We start from the raw sequence: 25,136 nt of genomic DNA on the forward strand, positions 1-25,136 counted from the left end.
TACCCAAAATAGAATATTAAACCATTTTGCTTGGTTATCTTTTTCAAATCAAAAATCAACTATAATTATTTAGTTAATTTTTTAATCACTTAGCTTATAAAATTTAAAAGATTATTAAACTAATAGATTTTCTCTATTGTTTAAAAACTCATCCCTTTATAAGTTAGTTTAAATTAATTTTGATGAAAAATATAATCATACTAATATTAGTGTTCTTTACAGCTACACAAATTTTCTCCCAAGAAGTTTGTGTAACTAAAGGCGAGTTGATAATTGATGTCAATGAGCTTAATAAATGTGAAGTAGTTAAAGAGGTTGATGTTAATAAAAAACCTAATCAGAAAGATATAATAATATCGAGTAAAAGATATTTTAAAAAGCGAACATATTTAAGTAAAGCTGTTTTATTGGCTACAAACTTAAAAACAAATAGCGTTAAAGATGTTAAAGTTAAAAATGATTTAATAACGCAGCCTTTATTAGTGGTTGAAAAAGTAAGAAAAAAAGAAACAAGTGTTTCTTTTGACAGTGTAGAAAAAATACCAATGTTTAAAAATTGCTCAGATACTACTTTAGATGAATTTGATTGTTTTAATCAAGAGATGCAAAAGCACATAACCGAAAATTTCAGATATCCAGAAAAAGCCTTAGATAGAGGTATTGAAGGAAATTTAAATGTGAGTTTTATAATTGATTCATATGGAGAAATTAAAAATGTAAAGATAATTGGCGAAAATGTGCATAAAATTTTAAAGAAAGAAGCTGAAAGAATAGTAGCATTATTACCCGATTTTATACCAGGGAAACAGAATAATAAATCAATAGATGTATTATATGAATTCCCTATAGTATTTAGTTTGGAAGAATAAAAAAATCACATATAAAAAAATCACATATAAAAAAAGCCCATCTTAGATGGGCTTTTTTTATATGTGATTTTTTTATTAAAAAGGTAAGTTTATTTTGTTTTTATTGGTTTTTTATGATTGTTTTTGATGTATTTAAAATGTTGTTTTTGTTATTTTGTAAAAATGGTAAAAATGAAATTTAAGCAGGTGAAAAAGTAGGAATAAATATAAAATGTTTAGACATTTGCATGTTCTAAGGACTTATTTTATTCCCCCCTCTAAAACAATCTTAGGTAAAGTTTAAATAATCCCTAATTACCCCAAAATATGAGAAATTTATTATTCTTAATATTTATTTCTTTTTTCTCTATGAGTTTAGTTGCTCAAAAAGAAGTATGTGAAACCCCTGAAGATTCTTTTGATGCTAATAGTATTACTAAATGTGTAATTAAAGATTCTAAGAATAAAAAGAATAAAAAATCTAGACAAATATCTGTAAAAGTTTCAGCTAATAGAAGATATCTTAAAAAAAGAGAGCTAGTAAAAAAGAAAGCTGTTTTAGGAGTTGGAAATCTAGAAACATCAGGATTAAAAAAAATAGAAAAAAAAGCGGAATTAGTTAAATCTATAGAAGTAGAAAAAACTCCTTCACATTTGAAATCTAGTATAGAATTTCTTAAAAATAAAATGTCTGCAGAAGAAGTTAGAAAGGCTTCTAGATTTAGTTCAGTAGATAAAATTCCTTCATTTTCAGAATGTAATAATGTTAAGAATAGTGATAGAATGGATTGTTTTAATTTAGAAATGGTAAAACATATTCAAAAGCACTTCCGTTATCCAGGAGAAGCAGTACGAAATTCAATTGAAGGAGAAGTTTGGGTTCGTTTTATTATTGATAAAGACGGAATTGTTAAAAATATAAAAACCTTAGGACCAAACAACGGAGAGCTTTTAAACGAAGAAGCTAAAAGAGTTGTTTCTAAACTACCAGATTTTAAACCAGCTAAAAAGAATAATGAACCTGTTTCTGTGAAATATGGTTTCCCAATAAACTTCTCATTAGAAGAATAAACTTCAAGATTACCCTTTATTATATAATTTAAAATTTAAAAAATGTTTAAAAAGCAATTAGTGATGATTGCTTTTACAATGTGCATACTATCAAGTTATGCGCAAGTAAAAGTTAACGGATCAATTTATGACGAATATTTAGAGCCTTTTTATGGAGCTAAAGTATCAAGTAGTAAAAATTATACTTCGTCTAATGTTGATGGTGAGTTCTCTATTAATGTTGAGAACAAATTACCACAAACTTTAATAATTTCAGCATTCGGTTATAAGACTGAAACGGTAATTATTAATTCGTTTGATGAAAAGATTAATGTAGTACTTAAAGAAAGTATATTATTAGATCAAGTGATTATTTCAGCATCTAGAACTCCTGAAAGAATTATAGAATCTCCTGTAACTATAGAACGTTTAGGTTTACGAGATATAAAAAGAAATACATCAAATTCTTTTTATGATGGATTAGTAAATTTAAAAGGAATTGAATCTAGAGAAATAAGTTACGGTTACAAGTCAATAAACACAAGAGGTTTTTCTGATTTTAGTAACTCAAGATTTGTTCAATTAGTAGATGGAATGGATACTGCTGCACCAGCATTAAACTATAGTGCAGGAAATACTTCTGGAGTATCGGAGTTAGATATTAAAAGTGTTGAAATATTACCAGGAGCATCTTCTGCTCTTTATGGAGCGAATGCATATAACGGTATAATGCTTTTAAATACTAAAAATCCATTTGATTTTACTGGGATTAGTTTTTTATTTAAAGGCGGTACTACTTCTCAAATAGCAGCAGGAGATAATGCTTTTTACGATGCTACAGCACGTATGGCTTATAAGTTTAGTAATTATTTTGCAGCTAAAGTTAATTTCTCATATTACGAAGCTGAAGAATGGCATGCTACAGATATAAGAAATAAAGAGATTGATTCAAATGAAGTGATCGATGGTACTGTGAATTCAGTTAGAAGTTACGATGGGATAAATACCTATGGAGATGAAGTATTTGCTGAATTATCTGGTTACAACCCATTCTTGCCACCAACTCAACAAATAACACCAGGAACAGTAACAAGAAGGACGGGATATTTAGAAAGCGAGCTTTTAAAAGATTATAAAAGTAAAAATTTAAAGTTTTCAACGTCTTTACACTATAGACCATTTGCTAATGAATCATTAGAAATTAAGTTAGCAACAAGATTAGCAATGGGAAATAATATTTTCCAAGGAACATCAAGATTTGCTCAACGTAATTATTATATAGGTCAATCTAAATTAGAGATAAAAGGTGATAACTTTTTTGTTAGAGGATATTATACTAGAAATGATGCAGGTGATAGTTATGATTTAGCAAGAACAGGGTATGCACTTAATGAAGCATCAACACCTTTTGGAACTTGGCTTAATGATTATGTTGCTGCATCTTATTTAAGTGCTTTTACTTTAGAAGAGGCAAGAAATTATGCAGATAGAAATAGATTACAACCAGGTACAGTAGCTTTTAATAATGAATTTGATAAAATTACTTCTAAACTCGTAACTGAGGGCGGTAGTAAAATTTATGATAAAAGTTCGTACTCTCATTTAGATGGTAATTATAACTTTAAAAACTTAGTAAATAACTGGGCAGATATTCAAGTAGGAGGTTCATACAGAGAATACAATCCAGATTCTAAAGGAACTATATTTAATGATGGAGTAAAGGAAATTAGAGTTGAAGAGTATGGTTTTTATTCACAAATTCAAAAAAAGTTCTTAGAAGATAGATTAAAGATAACAGGGTCATTACGTTATGACAAAGCGCAAAATTTTAAAGCTAACTATTCACCTAGATTTGCTGTGAATTATGCTTTAGGGAATGATAAAGATCATATAATAAGAGCTTCATATCAAACAGGTTTTAGAAATCCAACGATTCAAGAGCAATATATGTTTTCAAGATCAGCTGTTAAAACCAATGTTGGTTCTACACGAGATAATTTAGATAGAATAGAACTTGAAAATTCTAATTTCTTCCCAGGTTTTGGTACAATAATAACAACTACTTCTGGAGATGATATAATTAACAATGCTGTGTTAACAAGGTCGGTATACGATCCTAGTTATTCTGGAGATGCATATGTGAAATCTACTTATAAAGAAGTTCAACCAGAGGAAGTAAAAACAATAGAATTAGGATATAGAAGTATTTTACGTTTAAATAATAATACTAATTTAGATCTTGATGTTAATGCTTTTTATAGCAAACACAGAGACTTTGTTTTTTTCCAAGATGTTGTAGTTCCTAATTATGGAAACGTAATAGCTACTGGACAATTAGATACTGATGCTAATTTAGCTTTCACTCAAGGGCATGTTCGTGAATTTAATTTAATTACGAATAGTAAATCAAAAGTTGATTCTTATGGTTTTGGTATTGGTATGCACACTAAGTTTTTTAAAGATTTTGATTTTGGTATTAACTATAACTTTATTGATTACACAATGGAAGATTTAGATTTTGGTTTGTTTGATCCTAATTTTAACACCCCAAAGCATAGTGCTAAAATTCAAGTAGGAAATCATAAATTATTCAAAAACTTTGGATTTAATATAAATGCGAGATGGTCTGATAAATATAGATGGGTTTCTCCATTTGTTAAAGGAGACGTTGCTGCAAGAACAGTTATTGATGCTCAATTAAACTATCAAGTACCAAGTATTAAATCGAGATTTAAAATTGGAGGAACTAATTTATTCGGGAAAGAATATTACATAGCTCCAGGTACAGGAAGTATTGGAAAGCTTTATTATTTATCTTGGACAATTAACAATTAGAGAAATAAGTAATAATATAAAAAAAGGAGCAACTATATAGTTGCTCCTTTTTTAGTTTAAAAATTATTGATTCTCTTTATCATCAATAATACCTAGTCTTTTTGCACGTTGTTCCCAGCTTTTTCTTGCCATACTTTGTAAATCTGCAACATTATCGCTTTCATCCATTATTTCATAGCCTAGTAAGGTTTCAATAACATCTTCTTGAGTTACTAAACCACTAACAGTACCATATTCATCAACAACAAGTGCTAAATGTTCTCTTTGCTCTATTAGCTTTTCAAATAAGTTAGGAATAGATAAGTCTCTATTCGCTATAATAATGTCTCTTCTAATCGATTTTAAGGTTTCTCCACCTTTTTTATCAATCATAGCAAGTAACAATTGATCTTTTAAAATATAACCTGTAATATTATCTGAGTTCTCTGCATAAACAGGGATTCTTGAAAAACGTAATAGTTTATTGTCTTCAAAAAAAGATTGAATTGTTTGATTCTCATTGGCAGTTACAATAACAGTACGAGGAGTCATAATATGCTTTGCTTGAACATCTTTAAAGTTTAGCATGTTTTTGATTACTTTGCTTTCACTTTCATGGAAAACACCTTCTTGTTCAGCAATGTCAGTCATAGCAGAAAAATCTTCTCTACTTAAGATACTTTCACCATGTCCACCTTTAGCTCCAATTAATTTGGTAGTTAATTGTAGAATCCATAAAACACCAGTCCATTTTAAAGGAAAGATCATTATTTTTAGGGCTTTTGTAGTAAAATTAGCAAGTTGTTTCCAATAAGTAGCACCTATGGTTTTTGGAATTATTTCTGATGCAACTAGAATTAAAATAGTCATTATAGCAGAAACAATAAATACGCCATATCCATCGTCATTAAATATTTTTTTAGCTTCAGTACCAACCAAAATGGCTCCAACAGTATGAGCTAAAGTATTTAAAGTAAGAATTGCAATTAAGGGTTTGTCAACATCTTTTTTTAAGGCTTCAAGTTCATCAGCATATGTTTTACCTTCTTTCTTTTTTACATTAACAAATGTTGGGGTAACACTTAATAAAACAGCTTCTAGAATAGAGCATAGAAAAGAAAAGAATATAGATATTGTTGCGTAGGTTATTAATAATGTCATTCTTTTTAAATTTTTACGCTAAAATACGGAAAAAAGAAACCTCAAAGGTTTCCCTCTGAGGTTTAGTTTATATTATTGATAAGTATTACTTAGAAACCATAGTTTATACCTAAACCAAATACTTCTCTTGTTTGAAACCCTCTAAAAGCATTATCATCATAAATAGTTTGCATTGAAAGATTTGCAGATAAATATTTATTTACTTTCATAACAACATTTACCGTATAATCTAGATCAACATTCTGGAAATCTTCTAAGTAATTACTATATAAATTTAAAATATTTTCAACAGAAACATTTTCCATAATATCAAATTTATAATATGCGTTAACAGCTGCTCCCAATTCATAACGAGTAGACTCTCCTTGCGCAACACCGAAAGCTGGACCTAAATCAGTTAAATGACTATGAACCACTATTAATTTTGAAGTAGCAGGAGCTAAGTTTACTTTTAAGTTATCAGATTTTTTCCATAACATACCAGGTCCAAATTGGAAATAAGCTGGTGAGAAAAAATGAGATGTCTGATTTCCATTTGCATAAGTGGAAGACATCTGAGTTTTAAAATTTAAGAAAGCAGAATAGTACCAGTAACCTGAAGCTTTTTTACCAACTAAAGAGTTTAACTCTAAACGATCATCAGTTTTTTGTAAATCTTGACCTCTTAATTTAGTTAAACCATAAGAAGCTATTATTTTATTATCCCAAGCCCAATCTCCTTTTACATAGTTAAAGTCATAGTTTAAGCCTAAGGTTCCTGAAATATTGTTCGTACCACCAGCTAACCAGTTATTAAATGCAGATTGATTGAATAAAAAAGAGATATTTCCACTTTTTTTCCATCCTTCTTTAGGTTCTTCTTTTTTTTCTTCCTGAGCATTAACTGTTAATGCTCCAAATAATACAGCAATAGCTAATAATTTTTTCATCGATTTATTTTTTAATATTTAAGTTCCTTTTTAGTGTAAAATTACACCATTCACTTACTTTAGACAAAGGTATTTAATAAAAGTCACTTTTTATGAAAGATATAATTAAGCCCTAAGCCAAATACTTCTTTGAACTGAATTTTACTAGAAGCATCATCATCTACAATCATGTGAAGTCCAATATTCATAGAAAGGTATTTGTTTACTTTTACAAAGAAATTTAGCTGATAATCGATATCAATATTTTGAGGTTTTTGTAAGTAATCTGAATACATGGAAATAATATTTTCCATAGTAACATCTTGCATTATTTTATATTTAAAATAGGCTGATAGATTAAAACCTAAACCATAACTAGTATTTCTGTTTTCTTTTACTCCATATTTTCCTGAAAATTGATCAGACACAAAAGTTAAACGAGAAGTAGCAGGGGCAATATTTATTCTTTCATTATCAGATTTTTTCCAAAGCATACCAGGTCCAAAACTCCAATAAGCAGGAGCAAAAAAATCAGAAACTAATACTTTAGGATCCGTTTTATAGTTATAACCTTTGGTATATTGAGTTTTAAAATTACTAAAAAATGAAAAAAACCAATATTTCTTGGCTTTTATACCTAGTAATGAATTGTACTCAAAACGATCATCTGTTTTTTGTAAACCAGAACCACTTACATGACTTATACCGAAGGCACTAATAACTTTATTGTCCCAGTTCCAATTACCGTTTTTATAATTAAAATCGTAGTTAAGACTAATGTTTCCTGCTATTGTATTATTACCTCCAGCAGTCCAATTTGAAAAGGAAGATTGATTAAATAAAAAAGTAGATTTACCTAATACAGTCCATTTTTTAGGGATACTGTCTTTTTTTTGTTGAGAATATGTTATACAAGTAATACTTAAAAAAAGTATCAGAAATATTTTTTGCATTGATAATATTTTTAAAACAATATTGTCTGTATAATTAGACAGACAACATTTAAAAAATCAGCAAATATATTTATACTTTACGAAATAAATAAGTCTCATTTTATGTTTTTAAAAATTTAATCTAAAGCTTATATTTGGAGTGAAACCTAGTGATTCTGTGTCTTGTTTGATTAGTTTACCTTCTTCGAATCCATTCGTATTATCTTGAACAACATCATATGTTCTTTTAAGAATGTTTTTCTTGTTAAGTATGTTTAGTAGCGAAATATTAAACCTTCCTTTTACTGTTTTCTTTTTATTCATATAAAAATCATATCCTGTTGAAAAATCTAATCGAGAATAATTAGGAAGTCTACTATCATTAATCCCATTTCTTTCAATAAAATAATTATTAGCCAAACCGCTATTGGAAGTAAAAGGTATTCCTATTCTATAGGTATAACCTAATGAAAAATTATATTTCTTATATTTAAAGTTATTGGCTAAATAAAAAGAGTGAGTAACATCAAAATTACCTGTAAATTCTTTATTGTCATTAAAATCGTTAATAAGGAAAGAAGTTTTTCCTGTGTGATAACTTAGCCAAGTATTGTAATTTTTCCAGTTCTTTTTTACTAGAAAATCTAGACCAATTGTTTTAGATTCTCCTGTTAATATGTCTCTAGTAAACGAATCAAATCCACTAGTTAAAGAGGTAATTCCTTTTATGTTTCTTTTGTAGATATCAAAATCTAGTAGCCAATTGTTTTTATTAAATAAAACTCCAAATGTTATTTGTTGACTTTCTAATAAGGGAATGTCGTTTTTATTTGATAATGACCACAATTGATTTTCTAAACCAAAATCTGTTGTATAAAATTCAACAATTCTACTTATGTTTTGCTGTTTTATTTCAAAAGAACTGTTTATCCAGAGTTTAGGTAAAATTTGAACTTGAGTATGTATCCTAGGTTCAAAAGTAACTTTATTTAATAATGTAAAGTAATTAGCTCTTGCGCCAAAACTTATAACTATGTTTTTGTTTTTATTGTATAAGTATTCGGTATATAAAGAATGTGATTGATTTATATCTTTCTGAGTAGAATATTTTTCAACAAAAACAAGATCGTTCTTATTTCCTAAAAGAAAGTAAACATCATTATAAGCATATTGATAGCCCATACTTATAGAAGAACTTGTATTTATTTTATAATCGAAATTTGTGTTTGCCTCTAGATTTTTAACATGATTGTCTTTAGTCGTAAAAGCATATTGTGTATTATCTTTTTGTTTATTGTTTCTATATTTTAAATTATAGTTAGAATAACTAATTGTTGTTTTACTGGTAACTTTTGGATTCCATTTTTTAGTCCATTCAATATTATATCCATCATTTTCAATTAATAAATCATCTTTTCTTTTATCGTTAAATTCTGAAGAAAAAAAAGAATGATCTAGTGAGTTTTTAATACTAATTTGACTGAATGATATTTTATCGTCTTTGCTAGGTTTATAAATTAACTTTGTATTAAAATCTTGAAAGAAAAAGATCGTATTGATTTTTGCATCTATTTCTTTTGTAAGTGTTTCATCTTTAGAGATAATAGTATGTTGAAATGCCTTTTGAGATAATTGTCTATAAGTAGGAGTGTTTAATATATCGGTAATAGAACGTCTTCCAGAAACAGAGATACTCAATTTAGAAGAAATAGGTAAACTAATATTTGCATCAGCATGCGTGAAATTTATTCCTATTGAACCTTTTGTTTTTTTAGGAATTTCATTACTTGTTTCAACATCGATAACCCCACCAATATGATTACCATATTTTGCCTTAGATGCACCTTTATATACTTCAACTCTTTCTATTGTTTCTGGATTTAATGCAGATATAGCTCCAAAAAAATGTGATGCAGTAAATAATTTTATTTGGTTAAATAAGATTAAATTTTGATCAGGAGTTCCTCCACGTATATGCATTCCAGTTGCGGTTTCATCTACATTAACAATTCCAGGTAATTGTTGAACGGTGTAAAATACATCAGGTTCAGTCAGTCCAGGAATAATATCTTGATTTTTTGGTTTAAAAACGATGGCACCATCAATTGTTTTAGACAAACCATTGGTTAAATAGTTGGTTATAATTATTTCATTTAAAATAGAGCTTTCTTCCTCTAAGGAAAAAGAGGCACAATTTTTATTCGAAAAATTACGTGCTATTTTCTTTATAGGTTTATATCCTACGTAAGAAATATTAATAGTATCAGTTAAATAAACATTTTTTAATTCAAAATAACCATCTATGTTGGTTTGAGTACCTATGTTTTTGTTTTGTATAGTAACAGTAGCACCAATAAGTAATTCTTTGTTTTCATTTGAAAAAATATTGCCACATATATTTTTTCTGGTCTTTATTTTTGAGATAGCATACCTGTTATTTGATATTTCTTTAAAATATAAATTAGAGCGTTTTTCTAACTCTTTTATAATAGAGGCTAAAGTTTTGTTTTTATTATTCTTAAAAATTATTTTCTTGTTGTTAATTACTTCATCAGAAAAAGAGAACTTCACATTATATAAATCATTTAACTCGATTAATACATCTTTTAAATGTTTTAATCGAGTTGTTTCTTTTTGTGCTATTACTGACATAGATACACATAGTAATAGGAAACATATAAGTTTCTTCATGCAAAATTATCTTTGTGTCAATTCAATTATATTATTATTTACAATAACATAGTCTATGTTCATTGGTGTAAAAACTGCTTCTAAAGCTAACTTTAAATTAGAATGAATAAAACTACCTGTAAATAACTTAGTATTCGTTTTTGTATTACCTCCTTTAAATTTTACGTTGTATTGGTTTTCTAATGATTTTAATACAACTTTTAAAGGTACACTGGTAAATACACTTTCGCCTTGTATCCAATTAGGGTTTTGTTTTATTTTTTTATCACCAGTTTGTATTTCATTTTTAAGTCTTGTAAATGTTTTTCCTTTGGTTAAAAATACAATCTCATCACCCGACTCTACTTTAACTTTTCCTTCATAACATTCTACTTTTAAGAAGTTAGTATCTTCTAAAATATTAAATTGAGTACCTAAAACAGTAATTGTACCTTCTTTAGTTTCAACAGTAAAAGTGCTTCCTTTTTCAACTTTAAAAAAAGCTTCTCCTTCTAATTTTAATACTCTATTGGTATTCCAATCTTTTTTATTGTAAGTAATAGTAGATTGAGCATTTAATATTACGCTTGAGTTATCGGGTAAATTAATTTCTAAATGTTCTCCATAGCTTGTTGAAGATTCTACATTTTGAAAATTAAAGTAGAAAAAACTAATTAGTAAAGCTAAAGAAGCTGCAACAGCAAAAAGTTTTTTAGAAAACAAAGGTCTAACAATTGTTTTTTTAGTGTCTTTTTTGTGTTCTATGTTCTCTAATATTTTTAAATACACTTCCTCTTTATTTAATAGGGGTCTTTCAAAATTTTGAGATTCCTCTGAAATCCTTTTAAATAAATTAAAATCTTGTGTTTTTTCAAAGGCAGCCAGTTCTTCTTGAGACATTTCACCAGAAAGCCATTGTGCTAATAAAGTATCTGATTTTTCTATTGGATCCATATTATATGCCTTTTATTTGAGTTCGTAATGTTTTTAAAGCCAAAGTCATTCTTTTTTCTACAGCTTTCACAGATATATCTAACTCTTCGGCTATTTCTCTATATTTTTTCTTGTCAATTCTATTCATTAAAAAAACCTCTCGCTGTTTTTCAGGTAAACTACCAATTGCGTTTTGTAATTTTTTTAAAAATTCCTGTTCTTCTAATAAATATTCAGGAGTTTCATTAGTGGTGTTTTTAACATTAAGTTTTTTATGAGCTAAAATTACTTTTTGATGTGCATAATCATCAAGAAATAAATTGTTAGCAACAGTAAACAAATAAGATTTTGCTTTTTCATAAAAAACCTTTGAACAATTCGTCCATAATTTAACAAATGCTTCTTGAACAAAATCTTGCGCTTTTGCGCTATCACCACATTTATATATCATAAATCCATACAAGCCATCGGCATACGAATCATATAATTTTTTATAAATCACTGGGGCGCAAACAGAGTTTATTTCCTTCATTAAATATAGTTAGTTTGAAGTGTAACGATTAACTGGCTAAATACCCTACCTCAAAAAAATATTTATAAAGGTTTTAAGAGAATCAGTTATTAATCAAATATAATTAAAACAAATATTCTATTAAAAGACAAGATGATTACTTATTAATCTGTTGATTTTTTTTAGGTGTTTTTGTGTCAAAGAAAAAGTAATTAAAAATAGAAGTAGGGTTTTTTATTCGAGTTTCGTTTCACCTCCAAACAAAAACAAATTTATATCATGAAAAATTTCAAAAGACATACAATAAGGCTAAAGCAAACAAAAAAGATTATTGAAAATTTAGCTATTGGAGCATCTTATGCAATAAGACATTAAATAACCCCTTAATAAATTAATAAATGAAAAAAGTATTAATAACTATAGTATTAGCAGCAGCAGTTTTAACTTCATGTAAAGATGAAGCAGATGGAATCTCAGGAGTATCTGATTTTACCTTTTTGGGAGATGTGCCAAGTGGAAATGTAACAGCACCATCACCAACATCAAGTGCAACGAAGAGCTCTGATGTTTTATTTTCTTTTGATTTTGAAACGGATAATGAAGGATTTACAGGAAGAGGCAATGGGAATGGCTGGTATAAACCAAATGAGCCTTTAGAAAACATTGTAGAGTCAATACATAAGTGTGATTTTTCAAGAGGGAAAAAAGAAGATTTTAGTGATTTTACTAAAAATGGAGTAACAAGAAGTCATAAAGGGAATGATAGTTTTTTTATAGGTAGAGTTTTTAATCATGATCTTGATTGTGCAACTAGCTATTATCATATATCAAAAAAACTAAATTTCACAAAAGATTACAAAGCAGGTGATTTAAGTATCGAATTTGATTATTACAGGCCACAAGATGTTAGTTTCTCTACAGGAGTCCCTAGTATTTCTGTTGTTCTTTATGATAGTAGTCATAAAGGTAAATTTTATTTTGTTCCAGCTATTTTTGATGAGGATAATTGGGCTAAATTTAGTTCTAAAATCCCTACTGACATACCAATTGGAGAATATAAATTAGCAATATTTCAAGGTGGTGGATATGTTGGATTAGATAATATAAAAATTTATACAAACTCGTCAAGTAGCGGTACAAAAATAAAAGTAAATGCAGGGGCAGATGCTACAGTAGCTTTACCAACAAATACTTTTGATTTAAATAGTACTATTACAAATCCAGATGGAGAGACTATTAAGTCAATTGTTTGGACAAAAGTTAGTGGTGATGGGGTAACAATTTTTAACAATGATAAAGAAGATACAAAAGTATCTAACCTACAAGAAGGTGAGTATGTTTTTAAAGTTGTAGTTAGAAATGACAAAGATATTGAAGTTGAAGATACAGTAACAATCAAAGTTGATGGTTCTAAAGTATTATTTGGTTTTACATTTGAAGAAAATGTAGAAGGTTTTACTAATGTGAATAATGTTGTAGCAAAAATAGATAAATATTGTAGAGGACGAAAAGCAAATTTTCCAGCTTATCTTGGTAATATTTATAGTGGAAATGATACTTTCTTTTTAGGGATTAATCAAGGGGATTTAAACTCTTGGATAAATCCTACTAGTACGAAGAGTATAAATCTAACGAATACATATAAAGTAAATGAGTTAGGAATACAGTTTAGTACTCAGAGTATTGACCCTTGGGGAGACACTACTAAGGTAATAGTGACTCTAAAATCAAAATCAGGTTCAGAAATAACTTCTTTTGTGCTACAGAATTCTAATTCTTGGGTAACCACAAATTCTCTTATTAATAAAGAAGTACCAGCAGGTGAGTATATTATTAATGTTGAGCACCTAGGAGGAATGACAGCTATTGACGATATTTATATCTATGAGAAATAAGAGATAAAAACTTCACCCCCTTAATTAAAATTAAACCCCAAAGAGTTAGAAGTCTTTGGGGTTTTAAATTTGTATAATTTAAGAGAGTTGTACTATTTCTTTTTTTTATATAAAGGAACAGTAGAACAAGCTTCACCAAACATAATAGTTTTAGCTATAGGTTGTATTTTTTCTATTAATAAAGTATAAGCAGAAGGAGGGATAGGTTTATTAGCACATCCTTTAATAATTACAGGCTTATCTTTGTATTCAGAAATATCCAACGAAGTAATAATCTCTTGATAAATTACAGTTTCTAATAATTCTAAACTACCAACAACAACCTTATTAGTGTGCTCAGATAATTGAGCAGTTAATAATAAATAAGCCCAAGAAGGAATAATAGCGTCAGAAGAACAGGTTAAAGCAACATAAGAATTTTGATATTGAGACCAATCATGATTTTTCACTTGTTCTCTAAAGTCCTTTTCACGAAGAATTAACCCTTCATATAACCAATCTTTAATGTCAAAAACAATACGATTGCCAAGAGGATAAAAATCTTCAAGGTCAATAGTAATAAGTTTACTATTCGCTATTCTATTTATAATTTCTTCAGCCATGCTCTATAACATTCCTAATTCTAACTTAGCTTCGTCACTCATCATGTCTTGAGTCCAAGTAGGATCAAAAGTAATTTCAACCTCACAGCTGTTAATTTCTTTTAAAGTTTTTACTTTTTCTTCAATCTCTACAGGTAAACTTTCAGCTACTGGGCAGTTTGGCGATGTTAAGGTCATTAAAATTTTAGCATCGTTCTCTTCAGAAACGAATACATCATAAATTAAACCTAGTTCATAAATATCTACTGGAATCTCAGGATCGAATATTGTTTTTAATACTCGTACGATCTTATCTCCTAATTCTTCTAATTGAGTATCTGTCATTTTGTGTTTTTTTAATTCGCTAATTTCGATTGTTGGGCAATCGCATACATTTTTATTTGCTTCACCATAGAAACTAAACCATTAGCACGCGTTGGGCTCAAATGTTCTTTTAATCCAATTTCGTCAATAAAATCAGTTTTAGCATCTAATATAGCTTGAGGTGTTTGGTTCGAAAAAACTCTTAATAATAACGCTACAATACCTTTGGTTAAAATAGCATCACTATCGGCAGTAAATTCAATAACGTCATTATTTAATTGAGAGTACAACCATACTTTAGATTGGCATCCTTTAATTAAATTTTCATCTAATTTATAAGCACTATCAATTAAAGGTAATGATTTTCCTAAGTCAATAATATACTCATAACGCTCCATCCAGTCTTCAAACATTGAAAACTCATCAATAATTTCTTCTTGTATTTCTTTGATAGTCATTTTTTAAAACTATTTTTGCACAGTCTTACGACCACTTTATTTAAAAGTGCAAAATTACAGTAAAAAAATAAGAAATGAGTAAATTATTAGCAGTTGGTACCGTAGCATTTGACGCTATTGAAACACCTTTTGGTAAAACAGATAAGATATTAGGAGGTTCAGGAACTTTTGTAGGTTTAGCAGCGTCTCAATTTGGAGTAAAAACAGGAGTAGTTTCTGTAGTAGGTGGAGATTTTCCACAATCATATTTAGATATGATGAACTCTAATGGAATTAATACTGATGGAGTAGAGGTTGTAAAAGAAGGTAAAACATTCTTTTGGAGTGGTAAATATCATAACGATATGAATTCTCGTGATACTTTAGTAACAGAACTAAATGTATTAGAGCACTTTCAACCAGTAGTACCAGAACAATTTAAAGATGCAGGTATTGTAATGTTAGGGAATTTACACCCATTAACACAGGCATCTGTTTTAGATCAAATGAATGAAAGACCAAAATTAGTAGTATTAGATACTATGAATTTTTGGATGGACATAGCATTAGCAGATTTACATACTGTTTTAAAAAGAGTAGATGTAATTACAATTAATGATGAAGAGGCACGTCAGTTAAGTGGAGAATATTCATTAGTAAATGCAGCTAAGAAAATTCATGAAATGGGGCCTAAATATGTTGTGATTAAAAAAGGAGAACATGGAGCGTTATTATTTAACGAAGGGAAAATGTTCTTTGCACCAGCATTACCATTAGCAGAAGTATTTGATCCAACAGGAGCAGGAGATACATTTGCAGGAGGTTTTTGTGGGTATTTAGCAAAAACAGAAGATATTTCTTTTGAAAATATGAAGAATGCAATTATTTACGGTTCAAACTTAGCATCGTTTTGTGTAGAGAAATTTGGAACACAGCGAATGGAAGAACTAACAAAAGATGAAGTGCAAACACGTTTGCAGTCTTTTAAAGAGCTGACTCAGTTTGATATAGAATTATCATAAATACAAATCCGCGCCTTTTGGTGCGGATTTTTTTTATATATAAAACAACAACACATACAACACACAACTAAAATATTTTAAATTATAATGAGTGACGCTATTAAACATGAATGTGGAATTGCAATGGTTCGTTTATTAAAACCATTACAGTATTACAAAGATAAATACGGAACTGCATTTTATGGAGTAAATAAAATGTACTTGTTAATGGAGAAGCAGCATAACCGAGGTCAAGATGGAGCTGGGTTAGCAAGTATAAAATTTAACGTAGAGCCAGGAACAAGATATATTAGTAGAATACGATCTAATAAATCGCAACCAATTCAAGATATCTTCGGAAAAGTTAATAAAAGAATTAACGGAGTTTTTGAGGAAAACCCTGATAAGGTAGATGATGTTAAATGGCAAGAAGAAAGTGTACCATATTTAGGAAACTTGTTTTTAGGGCATGTACGTTATGGAACATTTGGAAAAAACTCGATAGAAAGTGTGCACCCATTTTTGCGTCAAAATAATTGGAAACACCAAAGTTTAATAGTTGCAGGGAATTTTAACATGACAAATTCAAAGCAATTATTAAATGATTTAATAGATCTAGGACAACATCCAAAAGAATTTACTGATACAGTTACGGTAATGGAGAAAATAGGCCATTTTTTAGAAGATGAAGTTTCAGATTTATATGTAAAAGCAAAAGAAGCAGGATTTAATAAAAAAGATGCTTCACCATTTATAGAAGAGCATTTAGATATTCAAAGAATATTGCAGCGATCAGCAAAAAATTGGGATGGAGGTTATGCAATGGCAGGGTTGTTAGGGCATGGAGATGCATTTGTGTTAAGAGATCCGTCGGCAATAAGACCAGCATTTTATTACCAAGATGATGAAGTAGTGGTAGTAGCTTCGGAGCGACCAGTAATTCAAACAGTATTTAATGTAGATATCAATTCAATTAAAGAAATAGATAGAGGGCATGCATTAATTATTAAAAAGAATGGACAAACTTCAATGAAACCAGTCTTGGAACAGCGTGTGAAAAAAGCCTGTTCATTTGAACGTATTTATTTCTCGAGAGGAAGTGACGCATCAATATATGAAGAAAGAAAAAATCTAGGGAAGTATGTATTTCCAGAAGTTTTAAAGTCAATTGATAGTGACATTGAAAATTCAGTTTTTTCATACATACCAAATACAGCAGAAACATCATTTTTTGGAATGATGGAAGCTGCAGAAGATGTATTAAATCAGCAAAAAACAGCAGCAATCTTAGCAGGAAACGGTAAGTTGTCAAAAGAAACGGTAGTAGATATCCTTTCTAAAAGACCACGTTTTGAAAAGATAGCTATAAAAGATGCAAAATTAAGAACATTTATTACAGACGATAGTAGTAGAGACGATTTAGTGGCACATGTTTATGATGTTACTTATGGCGTGGTAAAACCTACAGACAATCTAGTAATTATAGATGATAGTATTGTGAGAGGAACAACCTTAAAGAAAAGTATCATAAAGATATTAGATAGGTTAAATCCTAAAAAAATAGTAGTAGTTTCATCAGCGCCACAAATACGATACCCAGATTGTTATGGGATTGATATGGCAAAAATTAATGACTTTATAGCATTTAAAGCAGCTATAGAATTGTTAAAAGAAACTAATCAATATAATATTGTAGGAGAGGTGTATGAAAAATGTAAGCAACAAGAAGCTAATGACGATAAAGATGTTGTAAATTATGTAAAAGAAATATATGCGCCATTTTCAGATGAGGAAATCTCAGCTAAAATAGCACAGATGTTAAAAACATCAGAAATTACTGCAGACATCGATGTAATTTTTCAACCAGTAAGCGGATTGCATAAAGCATGTCCAGATAATTTAGGAGATTGGTATTTTACAGGAAACTATCCAACAGATGGAGGACATAGAGTAGTAAACCAAGCCTTTATTAATTTCTATGAAGGAAATGATAAAAGAGCATATTAATAAAGTTCGTTATAAAACAAAAAAGAGGAATCATATGATTCCTCTTTTTTGTTTTATAAGAAAGTTCTTTTTATAAAGGAACAACGATGGCCCCAGAGAATTTTTCTCTAATTTTATTTAAAGCTCTGTCGGCATGTAAGCGAGTTTTGTAGTTCCCTACTTGTATTTTCCACTCAGGTGCCTTGTATGAAAGTTTGGTGTAAACGCCAGGATATTCAATTTTAAACCTTCCTCTTAGGCTTTTAGCAGTTTTTTCCAATCCATTATATAATTGAATTCTGAAACCGGTTCCGTTGAGTTTATTGTACTCTCTTTTCTTTTTAATTAACGAGTTAATGTCTTTATTATTAGAGTAGTTAGTTTGTGCGTGAGCAGAAAACAGACCACCTATGAAAAGCAATAAAATAGCGATTAAAAATGTGTGTTTTTTCATTTCTTTAAATCTTTTTACAAAAGTAACGACTTGTTGGTTAATACATTGTCAATGTTATTTATTTAGAATTAATATAAATTGTAAATTAGCAATCTCTTAACATTTCACAATTTAGACAGAAGTAGTACTTTTGTGCAACTTTCTGTGTATTGTTTTTTGAAAACATATATAGAAAAAATTGTACCAAAATAGATACAAAACTTATATTTTATAGTATGAAAAGTGTGAAACATCACAGCAGATTAACCCAAACACTCGCAAAGAGTTTAGCTTTCTTCTTAGTATTATTCATGAGTTTCTCGGCGTTTTCGCAAGGAGAAGTTGACGTAGCACGCCAGAAAGAAGGAAAAAATTTATTTAAATCTTTATGTGCTTCATGTCACAAATTAGACAAGAAGCTTGTAGGTCCTGCTTTAGGAGGGATTGAAGAGAGAAGAACTAATGAGTGGTTGAAGGCTTGGATTAAAGACAATGCTGCATTAAGAGCTTCTGGAGATAAAGATGCTATCGAGATTTTTGAAGAGTATAAGCAGTCGAATATGACCGCTTTTCCTCAGTTAACAGATAAAAATATCGATGATATTTTATACTATACAACTGTTGGTAAGATTAAGCCTGTTGGAGGACCAAGTGAAGGGGGTGATGTTGTAACGCAAAAAGGAGCCGCTCCAAAATGGTTGTTGTATATCTTAGCAGCTGCTATCATCGTAGCATTCTTAATAATCGGTAGTTTATTAAAAACAATTAGTGAGTTAAAAGGAGCTCCTAAAACATCAGGTTTATTAGGGCAAACAGCTGAGTTATGGGAGGGTATTAAGAAAAATACATTTTTACATGTGTTATTCGTGATATTTGGAGCCTTAGTAACGGCTTACTTCTTGTTTGGAACGTTGTTTAAAGTAGGTGTAGATCAAGGGTATCAGCCAATTCAGCCAATTGCTTTTTCACACAAAATTCACGCAGGAGATAATAAGATAGATTGTCAATACTGTCACTCTTCAGCAAAACATAGTAAAACATCAGGTATTCCTTCAGTTAGTGTATGTATGAACTGTCATAAGAACATTTCAGAAGTAGCAGATGATACGAAAGTAGTAATGGATGATCATACGTTAGTGAAGTCTGACTTAGATAAAGAAATTGCTAAGATTTACGATGCTGTAGGTTGGGATGCTGACAAATTAGAATATACAGGAGAAACGAAGCCAGTAAAATGGGTGAGAGTTCATAATTTACCAGATTTCGCATATTTTAATCACTCACAACACGTAACTGTTGCAGGTTTAAAATGTCAGAAATGTCACGGTCCAGTTGAAGAAATGGAAGAAGTATATCAATACTCTCCATTAACAATGGGTTGGTGTATCGACTGTCATAAAGCAACTAAGGTTGACTTGAAAGGAAATGAGTACTATGCTAAAATTCACAAGGAATTAGCAAGTAAGTATGGAGTTGAGCAAGTAACAATTGCGCAGTTAGGAGGAAAAGAGTGTGGTAAATGCCACTATTAATCAATTAGAAAGTAGAAAAACACGTATATAAATGGCTTCAAACAAAAAATACTGGCAAAGTGTTGAAGAACTGAAAGATAGTTCTGTTGTTGAAACGCTACGTAATAATGAGTTTGTACAAGATATTCCTACAGATGAGTTTTTAGGTGACAAAGAAACGTTAGAAACATCATCAACTTCGCGTAGAGATTTCTTGAAATATGTTGGATTTACCACAGCAGCAGCTTCTTTAGCAGCTTGTGAAGGTCCAGTAAGAAAATCAATTCCTTATGTAGTGCAACCAAATGATATCGTTGTAGGTGTTGCTGATTGGTACGCAACTACAATTGCAGATGGATTTGATTTTGCAAACGTATTAGTAAAAACGCGCGAGGGACGTCCAATTCTTGTAATGCCTAATAAGCAAGCAGGAGGAGAAACAAATGCACGTACGCAAGCATCTGTGTTATCATTATATGATGATAGTTTACGTTTAAAAGAGCCTCAAAATAGAGAGTCTTTTTTAACATGGGAAGATGCAGATTCGAAAATTATAGCTAAATTAAACGAATTAAAATCAGCAAATGAACCAGTAGTATTATTAACGGGTACTCTAGCGAGTCCTTCTACTGAAAAAGTAATAGCCGATTTTACAACTGCTTATCCAAATGTAAAGCACGTAGTTTACGATGCAATTTCTGAAAGTGCTGCTGCAGATGCATTTGAAGCAATGTACGGTAAAAGAGCTTTACCTAATTATGATTTTAGTAAAGCGGAAGTAATTGCTTCTGTTGGAGCTGATTTTATAGGAGATTGGCAAGGTGGTTATGAAAAATCATATGCCGAAGGACGTAAAGCTGCAACTGGTAAAATGTCTTACCATGTTCAAATAGAAAGTAACATGTCGTTAGCGGGAGCAAATGCTGATAAAAGAATGGTTGTAAAACCTTCTGAACAAGTATATGCTTTAGTTAATTTATACAATGAAGTAACAGGAAGTTCTCTTCCATCAAAAGCAACGAAGATTGATGCTGAAGTAAAGAAGCTAGCTGCTGATTTAAAGAAAGCAGGATCTAAAGGTGTTGTAGTTACTGGATTAAATGATAAAAATGCGCAGTTAATTGCTTTAGCGATTAACAAAGCATTAAATAGTGAAGTTATCGATACTAAAGCAGTGAATTTAACACGCCAAGGGAACGATACAGAAGTAGCGAAATTAGTAGCAGATATTAAAGCAGGAACGGTAAAAGGTTTGATTACTTATAATACCAATCCTTTATATACTTTAGCAAATGCAGCTGATTTAGCTGAAGGAATTAAAACCTTAAAATTGTCTGTTGCAATATCAACTCAAAAGGATGCAACAGCTAGCGCAACAGAATATGCATTACCAGCACCTCATAACTTAGAGAGTTGGGGAGATGTAATGGCTACAGAAGGGAAGTATAGTTTAATGCAGCCAACTATTTCTCCATTATTTAATACACGTCAGTTACAAGATGTGTTATTAAAATGGTCAGGTAGTTCTGTAAATTATTATGATACTTTAAAAGAATTTTGGAGTACTACGGTTTTAGGAGGAGCATCTTGGAATCAAGCATTACACGATGGATTCTTTAACGGAACTGTTGTTTCTGATGAAGCTACAACTGAAACTACTGTAGATATTAATGCTGCAGCTGTACAGTTAATAAGAACAGCTAGTAACGCTTCAGGATTCGAATTAAACTTGTTTTCATCTACTGCATTAGGAGACGGTAAACAAGCAAATAACCCTTGGTTACAAGAGTTTCCAGATCCTATTACACGAGCTGCATGGGATAACTACTTAACCGTATCTATGGCTGATGCTAAAGAGTTAGGTTTTGAAAATCCAGTTAAAGATAACGGAGCAATTGATGGTAATTACGCTAGCGTAACTGTTAATGGAGTAACTATTGATAATATTCCAGTAATGATTCAGCCAGGTCAAGCAAAAGGATCTGTAGGTATCGCATTAGGTTATGGTAGAACTCAAGGGTTAAAACCAGAAATGCAAGTTGGTATTAATGCATACCCATTCTATAAAGATGGTAGCAATATCCAATACAACGTTTCAATTAAGAAAACATCAGGATGGCATAAGTTTGCTTGTACACAGGTACAAAGTACACTTGCAGGGCGTCATGATATTTTAAAAGAAGCTACTTTAAAAGAGGTTACTAATAAAAATTTAGATCCTAAGCATACATGGAATAAACCATATATGGTTACTTATGATCACCAAGAAGTTGAAGGAAGTACAATCGACTTATGGGATGAGCATGATAGAACCATAGGGCACCACTTTAATTTATCTATTGATTTAACATCATGTACAGGATGTGGAGCATGTGTAGTAGCATGTCACGCTGAAAACAACGTACCTGTTGTAGGTAAAGATGAAGTACGTGTTGGTAGAGATATGCACTGGTTACGTATTGACCGTTATTATTCTTCAAGAGTAGAAGATAAGCAACATGAGGCTTCAATGACGATGGAAGAGTTTAAAGCTCAAAATCCAAATTTAGCAAATCAAGAGGTTGAAAGAAGATATACTGAAAAAGTATTAGGATTAAGTAGAGGAGATTTATTTGATGCTTTAGAAAATTCAGCAGAAAATCCAGAAGTTGCTTTCCAACCAATGATGTGTCAACACTGTAATCACGCACCATGTGAAACAGTATGTCCGGTAGCAGCAACATCACACGGTCGTCAAGGTCAAAACCAAATGGCATATAACCGTTGTGTAGGAACAAGATATTGTGCAAACAACTGTCCATATAGAGTTCGTCGTTTTAACTGGTTTAACTACTCAGAAAACGAAGAGTTCGACTTTAACATGAATAACGAGTACGGTAAAATGGTATTAAACCCAGACGTAGTTGTTCGTTCAAGAGGAGTTATGGAAAAATGTTCTATGTGTATTCAAATGACACAAGCTACCATCTTAAAAGCTAAAAAAGAAGGTAGAGCTGTAAATAAAGATGAGTTTGAAACAGCATGTTCTCAAGCTTGTTCTACAGGAGCAATGGTGTTTGGAGATATTAATAACTCTGAAGATACAGTTGCAGCATTAAAAGAAGATAACAGAGCATTCCACGTATTAGATTATATAGGTACTAAACCAAACGTTGTGTACCAAGTTAAAGTAAGAAATACAAACGAAGCTTAATAATAAAATTAATAAGTATATAGATTTATGTCGTCTCATTACGAATCATCTTATAGAGAACCTTTAATACTTGGTAACAAAAGTTACCATGATATTACTGAGGATATTGCTAGACCTATAGAAGGTAAAGCAAACAAACATTGGTATGTAGCATTCTATATTTCTTTAGCAGCAATGTTATGGGGATTTGGATGTATCTTTTACACCGTAGGTACCGGTATTGGTGTTTGGGGTTTAAGTAAAAACATCGGTTGGGCATGGGATATTACCAACTTTGTATGGTGGGTAGGTATCGGTCACGCCGGTACATTAATCTCAGCGGTATTGTTATTGTTCCGTCAAAAATGGAGAATGGCAATTAACCGTTCTGCAGAAGCAATGACGATTTTTGCGGTATTCCAAGCAGGTTTATTCCCAATTATTCACATGGGGCGTCCATGGAATGGATACTGGGTATTACCAATTCCTAACCAATTTGGTTCGTTATGGGTAAACTTTAACTCACCTTTATTATGGGATGTATTCGCAATTTCTACGTATTTATCAGTATCATTAGTATTCTGGTGGACTGGTTTATTACCTGATTTTGCAACGATTCGTGATAGAGCAGTAAAGCCTTTCCAAAAGAAGATTTATGCATTATTATCTTTCGGATGGTCTGGTAGAGCTAAAGACTGGCAACGTTTTGAAGAAGTATCATTAGTATTAGCAGGTTTAGCAACTCCATTAGTACTTTCAGTACATACAATTGTATCGATGGACTTCGCAACATCTATTAATCCAGGATGGCACTCAACAATATTTCCTCCATATTTCGTAGCAGGAGCAATCTTCTCTGGATTCGCAATGGTACAAACCTTATTAGGTATTATGCGTAAGGTTACTAATATGGAAGCATATATTACACGTTTACACGTAGAGTATATGAACATTGTAATTATCTTAACAGGAGGTATTGTAGCTGTAGCATATGCAACAGAGTTCTTTATTGCATGGTATACAGGTTCACCTTATGAAAACTATACATATTTATCTTTTGGAGCAGAAGCAGGAGCTTACGGATGGGCATTTTGGTCATTATTAATCTGTAACATTTTTACTCCACAGTTATTATGGATTAAGAAAATTAGAAGAAGTTTTATTTGGTCTTTCATAATTTCAATCATTATTAATATAGGAATGTGGTTTGAGCGTTTCGATATTATCGCAATTGTATTAAGTAAAGGGCAATTACCATCAACTTGGTGGCGTTTTGAGCCAACGTTTGTTGATGTGGGTATCTTTATTGGAACTATTGGATTCTTCTTTGTATTATTCTTATTATATGCAAGAACTTTCCCTGTAATTCCTACAGCAGAGATTAAGACAATCTTAAAATCATCAGGAGAGAATTTTAAAAAATCAAGAGAGGAGAACAATGAGCACTAATAAAGTAATTCACGCATTATATAATGATGATGATATCTTAATGGATGCCGTTAAGAAGGTAAAAGCAGATCACCATCATATTGAAGAGATATTTTGTCCATTTCCAGTTCATGGATTAGACAAAGCAATGGGATTAGCACCAACACGTTTAGCAATAACAGCTTTCTTTTACGGAATTACTGGTTTAAGCGTTGCTATATGGTTAACATGGTATACCATGATTGCTGACTGGCCACAAGATATTGGTGGTAAGCCAAACTTTTCTTGGGCATCAAATATGCCAGCTTTCGTTCCAATTTTATTCGAATTAACAGTGTTCTTTGCAGCCCACTTAATGGTAATTACTTTTTATATGAGAAGTAAAATATGGCCATTTAAAAAAGCTGAAAATCCAGATCCAAGAACTACAGATGACCATTTCTTAATGGAAATTCCAGTTCATGGTAACGAAGAAGAGTTAAAAGCTTTGTTAGAAACAACAGGAGCTGTAGAAATTAACGTAGTAGAAAAGCATTAATTA

At 30.6% G+C, this 25,136-nt stretch carries 20 protein-coding genes; 10 read left to right on the top strand and 10 right to left on the bottom strand.

Annotation, left to right across the window (positions count from 1 at the left end; all coding sequences use genetic code 11):
• The first annotated feature begins 182 nt into the window (after nt 1–182).
• The 3 genes from Q0881_RS03140 to Q0881_RS03150 all read left to right on the top strand — a co-directional run bounded on the left by Q0881_RS03140 (nt 183) and on the right by Q0881_RS03150 (nt 4,733).
• The gene (locus Q0881_RS03140; RefSeq protein WP_299156885.1) at nt 183–869 is read left to right on the top strand and encodes an energy transducer TonB; all 687 of its coding nucleotides are present in this window, start codon (nt 183–185) and stop codon (nt 867–869) included.
• A gap of 306 nt (nt 870–1,175) precedes the next feature.
• Nucleotides 1,176–1,919, top strand: coding sequence for an energy transducer TonB (locus tag Q0881_RS03145; RefSeq protein ID WP_299156886.1), 744 nt, complete (start codon nt 1,176–1,178; stop codon nt 1,917–1,919).
• 42 nt (nt 1,920–1,961) lie between these two features.
• Entirely contained in the window at nt 1,962–4,733 is a 2,772-nt protein-coding gene (locus tag Q0881_RS03150) for a TonB-dependent receptor plug domain-containing protein (protein WP_299156888.1), read from the top strand.
• A 63-nt stretch (nt 4,734–4,796) separates the two neighbouring features.
• Here the strand turns inward: Q0881_RS03150 and Q0881_RS03155 are convergent, their stop codons facing one another.
• From Q0881_RS03155 to Q0881_RS03180, 6 genes are all read right to left on the bottom strand, one after another.
• A complete protein-coding gene (locus Q0881_RS03155; protein WP_299156890.1) occupies nt 4,797–5,873 on the bottom strand; it encodes a CNNM domain-containing protein in 1,077 nt (358 codons plus the stop codon).
• A gap of 89 nt (nt 5,874–5,962) precedes the next feature.
• Nucleotides 5,963–6,802, bottom strand: coding sequence for a DUF3078 domain-containing protein (locus Q0881_RS03160; protein WP_299156892.1), 840 nt, complete (start codon nt 6,800–6,802; stop codon nt 5,963–5,965).
• An 83-nt stretch (nt 6,803–6,885) separates the two neighbouring features.
• Nucleotides 6,886–7,734, bottom strand: a complete 849-nt coding sequence (locus Q0881_RS03165) for a DUF3078 domain-containing protein (protein WP_299156894.1) — start codon at nt 7,732–7,734, stop codon at nt 6,886–6,888.
• 108 nt (nt 7,735–7,842) lie between these two features.
• Nucleotides 7,843–10,365: a carboxypeptidase-like regulatory domain-containing protein gene (locus tag Q0881_RS03170; RefSeq protein WP_299156896.1), complete on the bottom strand. Its 2,523-nt coding sequence runs from the start codon at nt 10,363–10,365 to the stop codon at nt 7,843–7,845.
• Nucleotides 10,366–10,410: 45 nt separating this feature from the next.
• Nucleotides 10,411–11,337, bottom strand: a complete 927-nt coding sequence (locus Q0881_RS03175; RefSeq protein WP_299156898.1) for a FecR family protein — start codon at nt 11,335–11,337, stop codon at nt 10,411–10,413.
• Nucleotide 11,338: 1 nt separating this feature from the next.
• The gene (locus Q0881_RS03180) at nt 11,339–11,848 is read right to left on the bottom strand and encodes an RNA polymerase sigma-70 factor (protein ID WP_299156899.1); all 510 of its coding nucleotides are present in this window, start codon (nt 11,846–11,848) and stop codon (nt 11,339–11,341) included.
• Nucleotides 11,849–12,225: 377 nt separating this feature from the next.
• On the opposite strand from Q0881_RS03180, the gene Q0881_RS03185 reads away from it, so the two are divergent.
• Entirely contained in the window at nt 12,226–13,722 is a 1,497-nt protein-coding gene (locus Q0881_RS03185) for a hypothetical protein (protein ID WP_299156901.1), read from the top strand.
• 92 nt (nt 13,723–13,814) lie between these two features.
• Here Q0881_RS03185 and Q0881_RS03190 read toward each other — a convergent pair whose 3' ends face one another.
• The 3 genes from Q0881_RS03190 to Q0881_RS03200 are packed head-to-tail and all read right to left on the bottom strand — an operon-like array spanning nt 13,815 to nt 15,085.
• Nucleotides 13,815–14,324 (bottom strand): DUF2480 family protein, encoded by a 510-nt coding sequence (locus tag Q0881_RS03190; protein WP_299156903.1) that lies wholly within the window; start codon nt 14,322–14,324, stop codon nt 13,815–13,817.
• 3 nt (nt 14,325–14,327) lie between these two features.
• Nucleotides 14,328–14,648, bottom strand: coding sequence for a DUF59 domain-containing protein (locus Q0881_RS03195; protein ID WP_299156905.1), 321 nt, complete (start codon nt 14,646–14,648; stop codon nt 14,328–14,330).
• A gap of 11 nt (nt 14,649–14,659) precedes the next feature.
• Nucleotides 14,660–15,085 (bottom strand): SufE family protein, encoded by a 426-nt coding sequence (locus Q0881_RS03200; RefSeq protein WP_299156907.1) that lies wholly within the window; start codon nt 15,083–15,085, stop codon nt 14,660–14,662.
• Between the two features lie 74 nt (nt 15,086–15,159).
• Between Q0881_RS03200 and Q0881_RS03205 the strand changes: the two genes are divergently transcribed.
• Together Q0881_RS03205 and Q0881_RS03210 are read left to right on the top strand one after the other, a co-directional pair.
• Nucleotides 15,160–16,086: a PfkB family carbohydrate kinase gene (locus tag Q0881_RS03205; RefSeq protein ID WP_299156909.1), complete on the top strand. Its 927-nt coding sequence runs from the start codon at nt 15,160–15,162 to the stop codon at nt 16,084–16,086.
• Between the two features lie 87 nt (nt 16,087–16,173).
• Nucleotides 16,174–18,072 (top strand): amidophosphoribosyltransferase, encoded by a 1,899-nt coding sequence (locus Q0881_RS03210; protein ID WP_299156911.1) that lies wholly within the window; start codon nt 16,174–16,176, stop codon nt 18,070–18,072.
• Between the two features lie 70 nt (nt 18,073–18,142).
• Here Q0881_RS03210 and Q0881_RS03215 read toward each other — a convergent pair whose 3' ends face one another.
• Nucleotides 18,143–18,505, bottom strand: a complete 363-nt coding sequence (locus Q0881_RS03215) for an SPOR domain-containing protein (RefSeq protein ID WP_299156912.1) — start codon at nt 18,503–18,505, stop codon at nt 18,143–18,145.
• Between the two features lie 215 nt (nt 18,506–18,720).
• Here Q0881_RS03215 and Q0881_RS03220 point away from each other — a divergent pair, with 215 nt between their 5' ends.
• Genes Q0881_RS03220 through Q0881_RS03235 form a run of 4 tightly spaced genes read left to right on the top strand, consistent with a single transcriptional unit; the run spans nt 18,721 to nt 25,133 of the window.
• Nucleotides 18,721–20,016, top strand: coding sequence for a c-type cytochrome (locus Q0881_RS03220; protein WP_299156914.1), 1,296 nt, complete (start codon nt 18,721–18,723; stop codon nt 20,014–20,016).
• Nucleotides 20,017–20,047: 31 nt separating this feature from the next.
• A complete protein-coding gene (locus tag Q0881_RS03225; protein WP_299156916.1) occupies nt 20,048–23,188 on the top strand; it encodes a TAT-variant-translocated molybdopterin oxidoreductase in 3,141 nt (1,046 codons plus the stop codon).
• A gap of 27 nt (nt 23,189–23,215) precedes the next feature.
• Complete coding sequence (gene nrfD, locus Q0881_RS03230; protein WP_299156918.1) at nt 23,216–24,616, top strand: NrfD/PsrC family molybdoenzyme membrane anchor subunit; 1,401 nt, start codon at nt 23,216–23,218, stop codon at nt 24,614–24,616.
• A complete protein-coding gene (locus Q0881_RS03235) occupies nt 24,606–25,133 on the top strand; it encodes a DUF3341 domain-containing protein (RefSeq protein ID WP_299156920.1) in 528 nt (175 codons plus the stop codon). The genes nrfD and Q0881_RS03235 overlap by 11 nt, the downstream gene beginning before the upstream one ends.
• Nucleotides 25,134–25,136: the final 3 nt, after the last annotated feature.

It is taken from the genome of uncultured Tenacibaculum sp. (genome assembly GCF_947494125.1).
In the GTDB taxonomy this organism is placed as follows: domain Bacteria; phylum Bacteroidota; class Bacteroidia; order Flavobacteriales; family Flavobacteriaceae; genus Polaribacter.

Coding starts and splice junctions, on each gene's coding strand:
- Q0881_RS03140 (WP_299156885.1), top strand. CDS start 183: ATGAAAAATATAATCATACTAATATTAGTGTTCTTTACAGCTACACAA.
- Q0881_RS03145 (WP_299156886.1), top strand. CDS start 1,176: ATGAGAAATTTATTATTCTTAATATTTATTTCTTTTTTCTCTATGAGT.
- Q0881_RS03150 (WP_299156888.1), top strand. CDS start 1,962: ATGTTTAAAAAGCAATTAGTGATGATTGCTTTTACAATGTGCATACTA.
- Q0881_RS03155 (WP_299156890.1), bottom strand. CDS start 5,873: ATGACATTATTAATAACCTACGCAACAATATCTATATTCTTTTCTTTT.
- Q0881_RS03160 (WP_299156892.1), bottom strand. CDS start 6,802: ATGAAAAAATTATTAGCTATTGCTGTATTATTTGGAGCATTAACAGTT.
- Q0881_RS03165 (WP_299156894.1), bottom strand. CDS start 7,734: ATGCAAAAAATATTTCTGATACTTTTTTTAAGTATTACTTGTATAACA.
- Q0881_RS03170 (WP_299156896.1), bottom strand. CDS start 10,365: ATGTCAGTAATAGCACAAAAAGAAACAACTCGATTAAAACATTTAAAA.
- Q0881_RS03175 (WP_299156898.1), bottom strand. CDS start 11,337: ATGGATCCAATAGAAAAATCAGATACTTTATTAGCACAATGGCTTTCT.
- Q0881_RS03180 (WP_299156899.1), bottom strand. CDS start 11,848: ATGAAGGAAATAAACTCTGTTTGCGCCCCAGTGATTTATAAAAAATTA.
- Q0881_RS03185 (WP_299156901.1), top strand. CDS start 12,226: ATGAAAAAAGTATTAATAACTATAGTATTAGCAGCAGCAGTTTTAACT.
- Q0881_RS03190 (WP_299156903.1), bottom strand. CDS start 14,324: ATGGCTGAAGAAATTATAAATAGAATAGCGAATAGTAAACTTATTACT.
- Q0881_RS03195 (WP_299156905.1), bottom strand. CDS start 14,648: ATGACAGATACTCAATTAGAAGAATTAGGAGATAAGATCGTACGAGTA.
- Q0881_RS03200 (WP_299156907.1), bottom strand. CDS start 15,085: ATGACTATCAAAGAAATACAAGAAGAAATTATTGATGAGTTTTCAATG.
- Q0881_RS03205 (WP_299156909.1), top strand. CDS start 15,160: ATGAGTAAATTATTAGCAGTTGGTACCGTAGCATTTGACGCTATTGAA.
- Q0881_RS03210 (WP_299156911.1), top strand. CDS start 16,174: ATGAGTGACGCTATTAAACATGAATGTGGAATTGCAATGGTTCGTTTA.
- Q0881_RS03215 (WP_299156912.1), bottom strand. CDS start 18,505: ATGAAAAAACACACATTTTTAATCGCTATTTTATTGCTTTTCATAGGT.
- Q0881_RS03220 (WP_299156914.1), top strand. CDS start 18,721: ATGAAAAGTGTGAAACATCACAGCAGATTAACCCAAACACTCGCAAAG.
- Q0881_RS03225 (WP_299156916.1), top strand. CDS start 20,048: ATGGCTTCAAACAAAAAATACTGGCAAAGTGTTGAAGAACTGAAAGAT.
- nrfD (WP_299156918.1), top strand. CDS start 23,216: ATGTCGTCTCATTACGAATCATCTTATAGAGAACCTTTAATACTTGGT.
- Q0881_RS03235 (WP_299156920.1), top strand. CDS start 24,606: ATGAGCACTAATAAAGTAATTCACGCATTATATAATGATGATGATATC.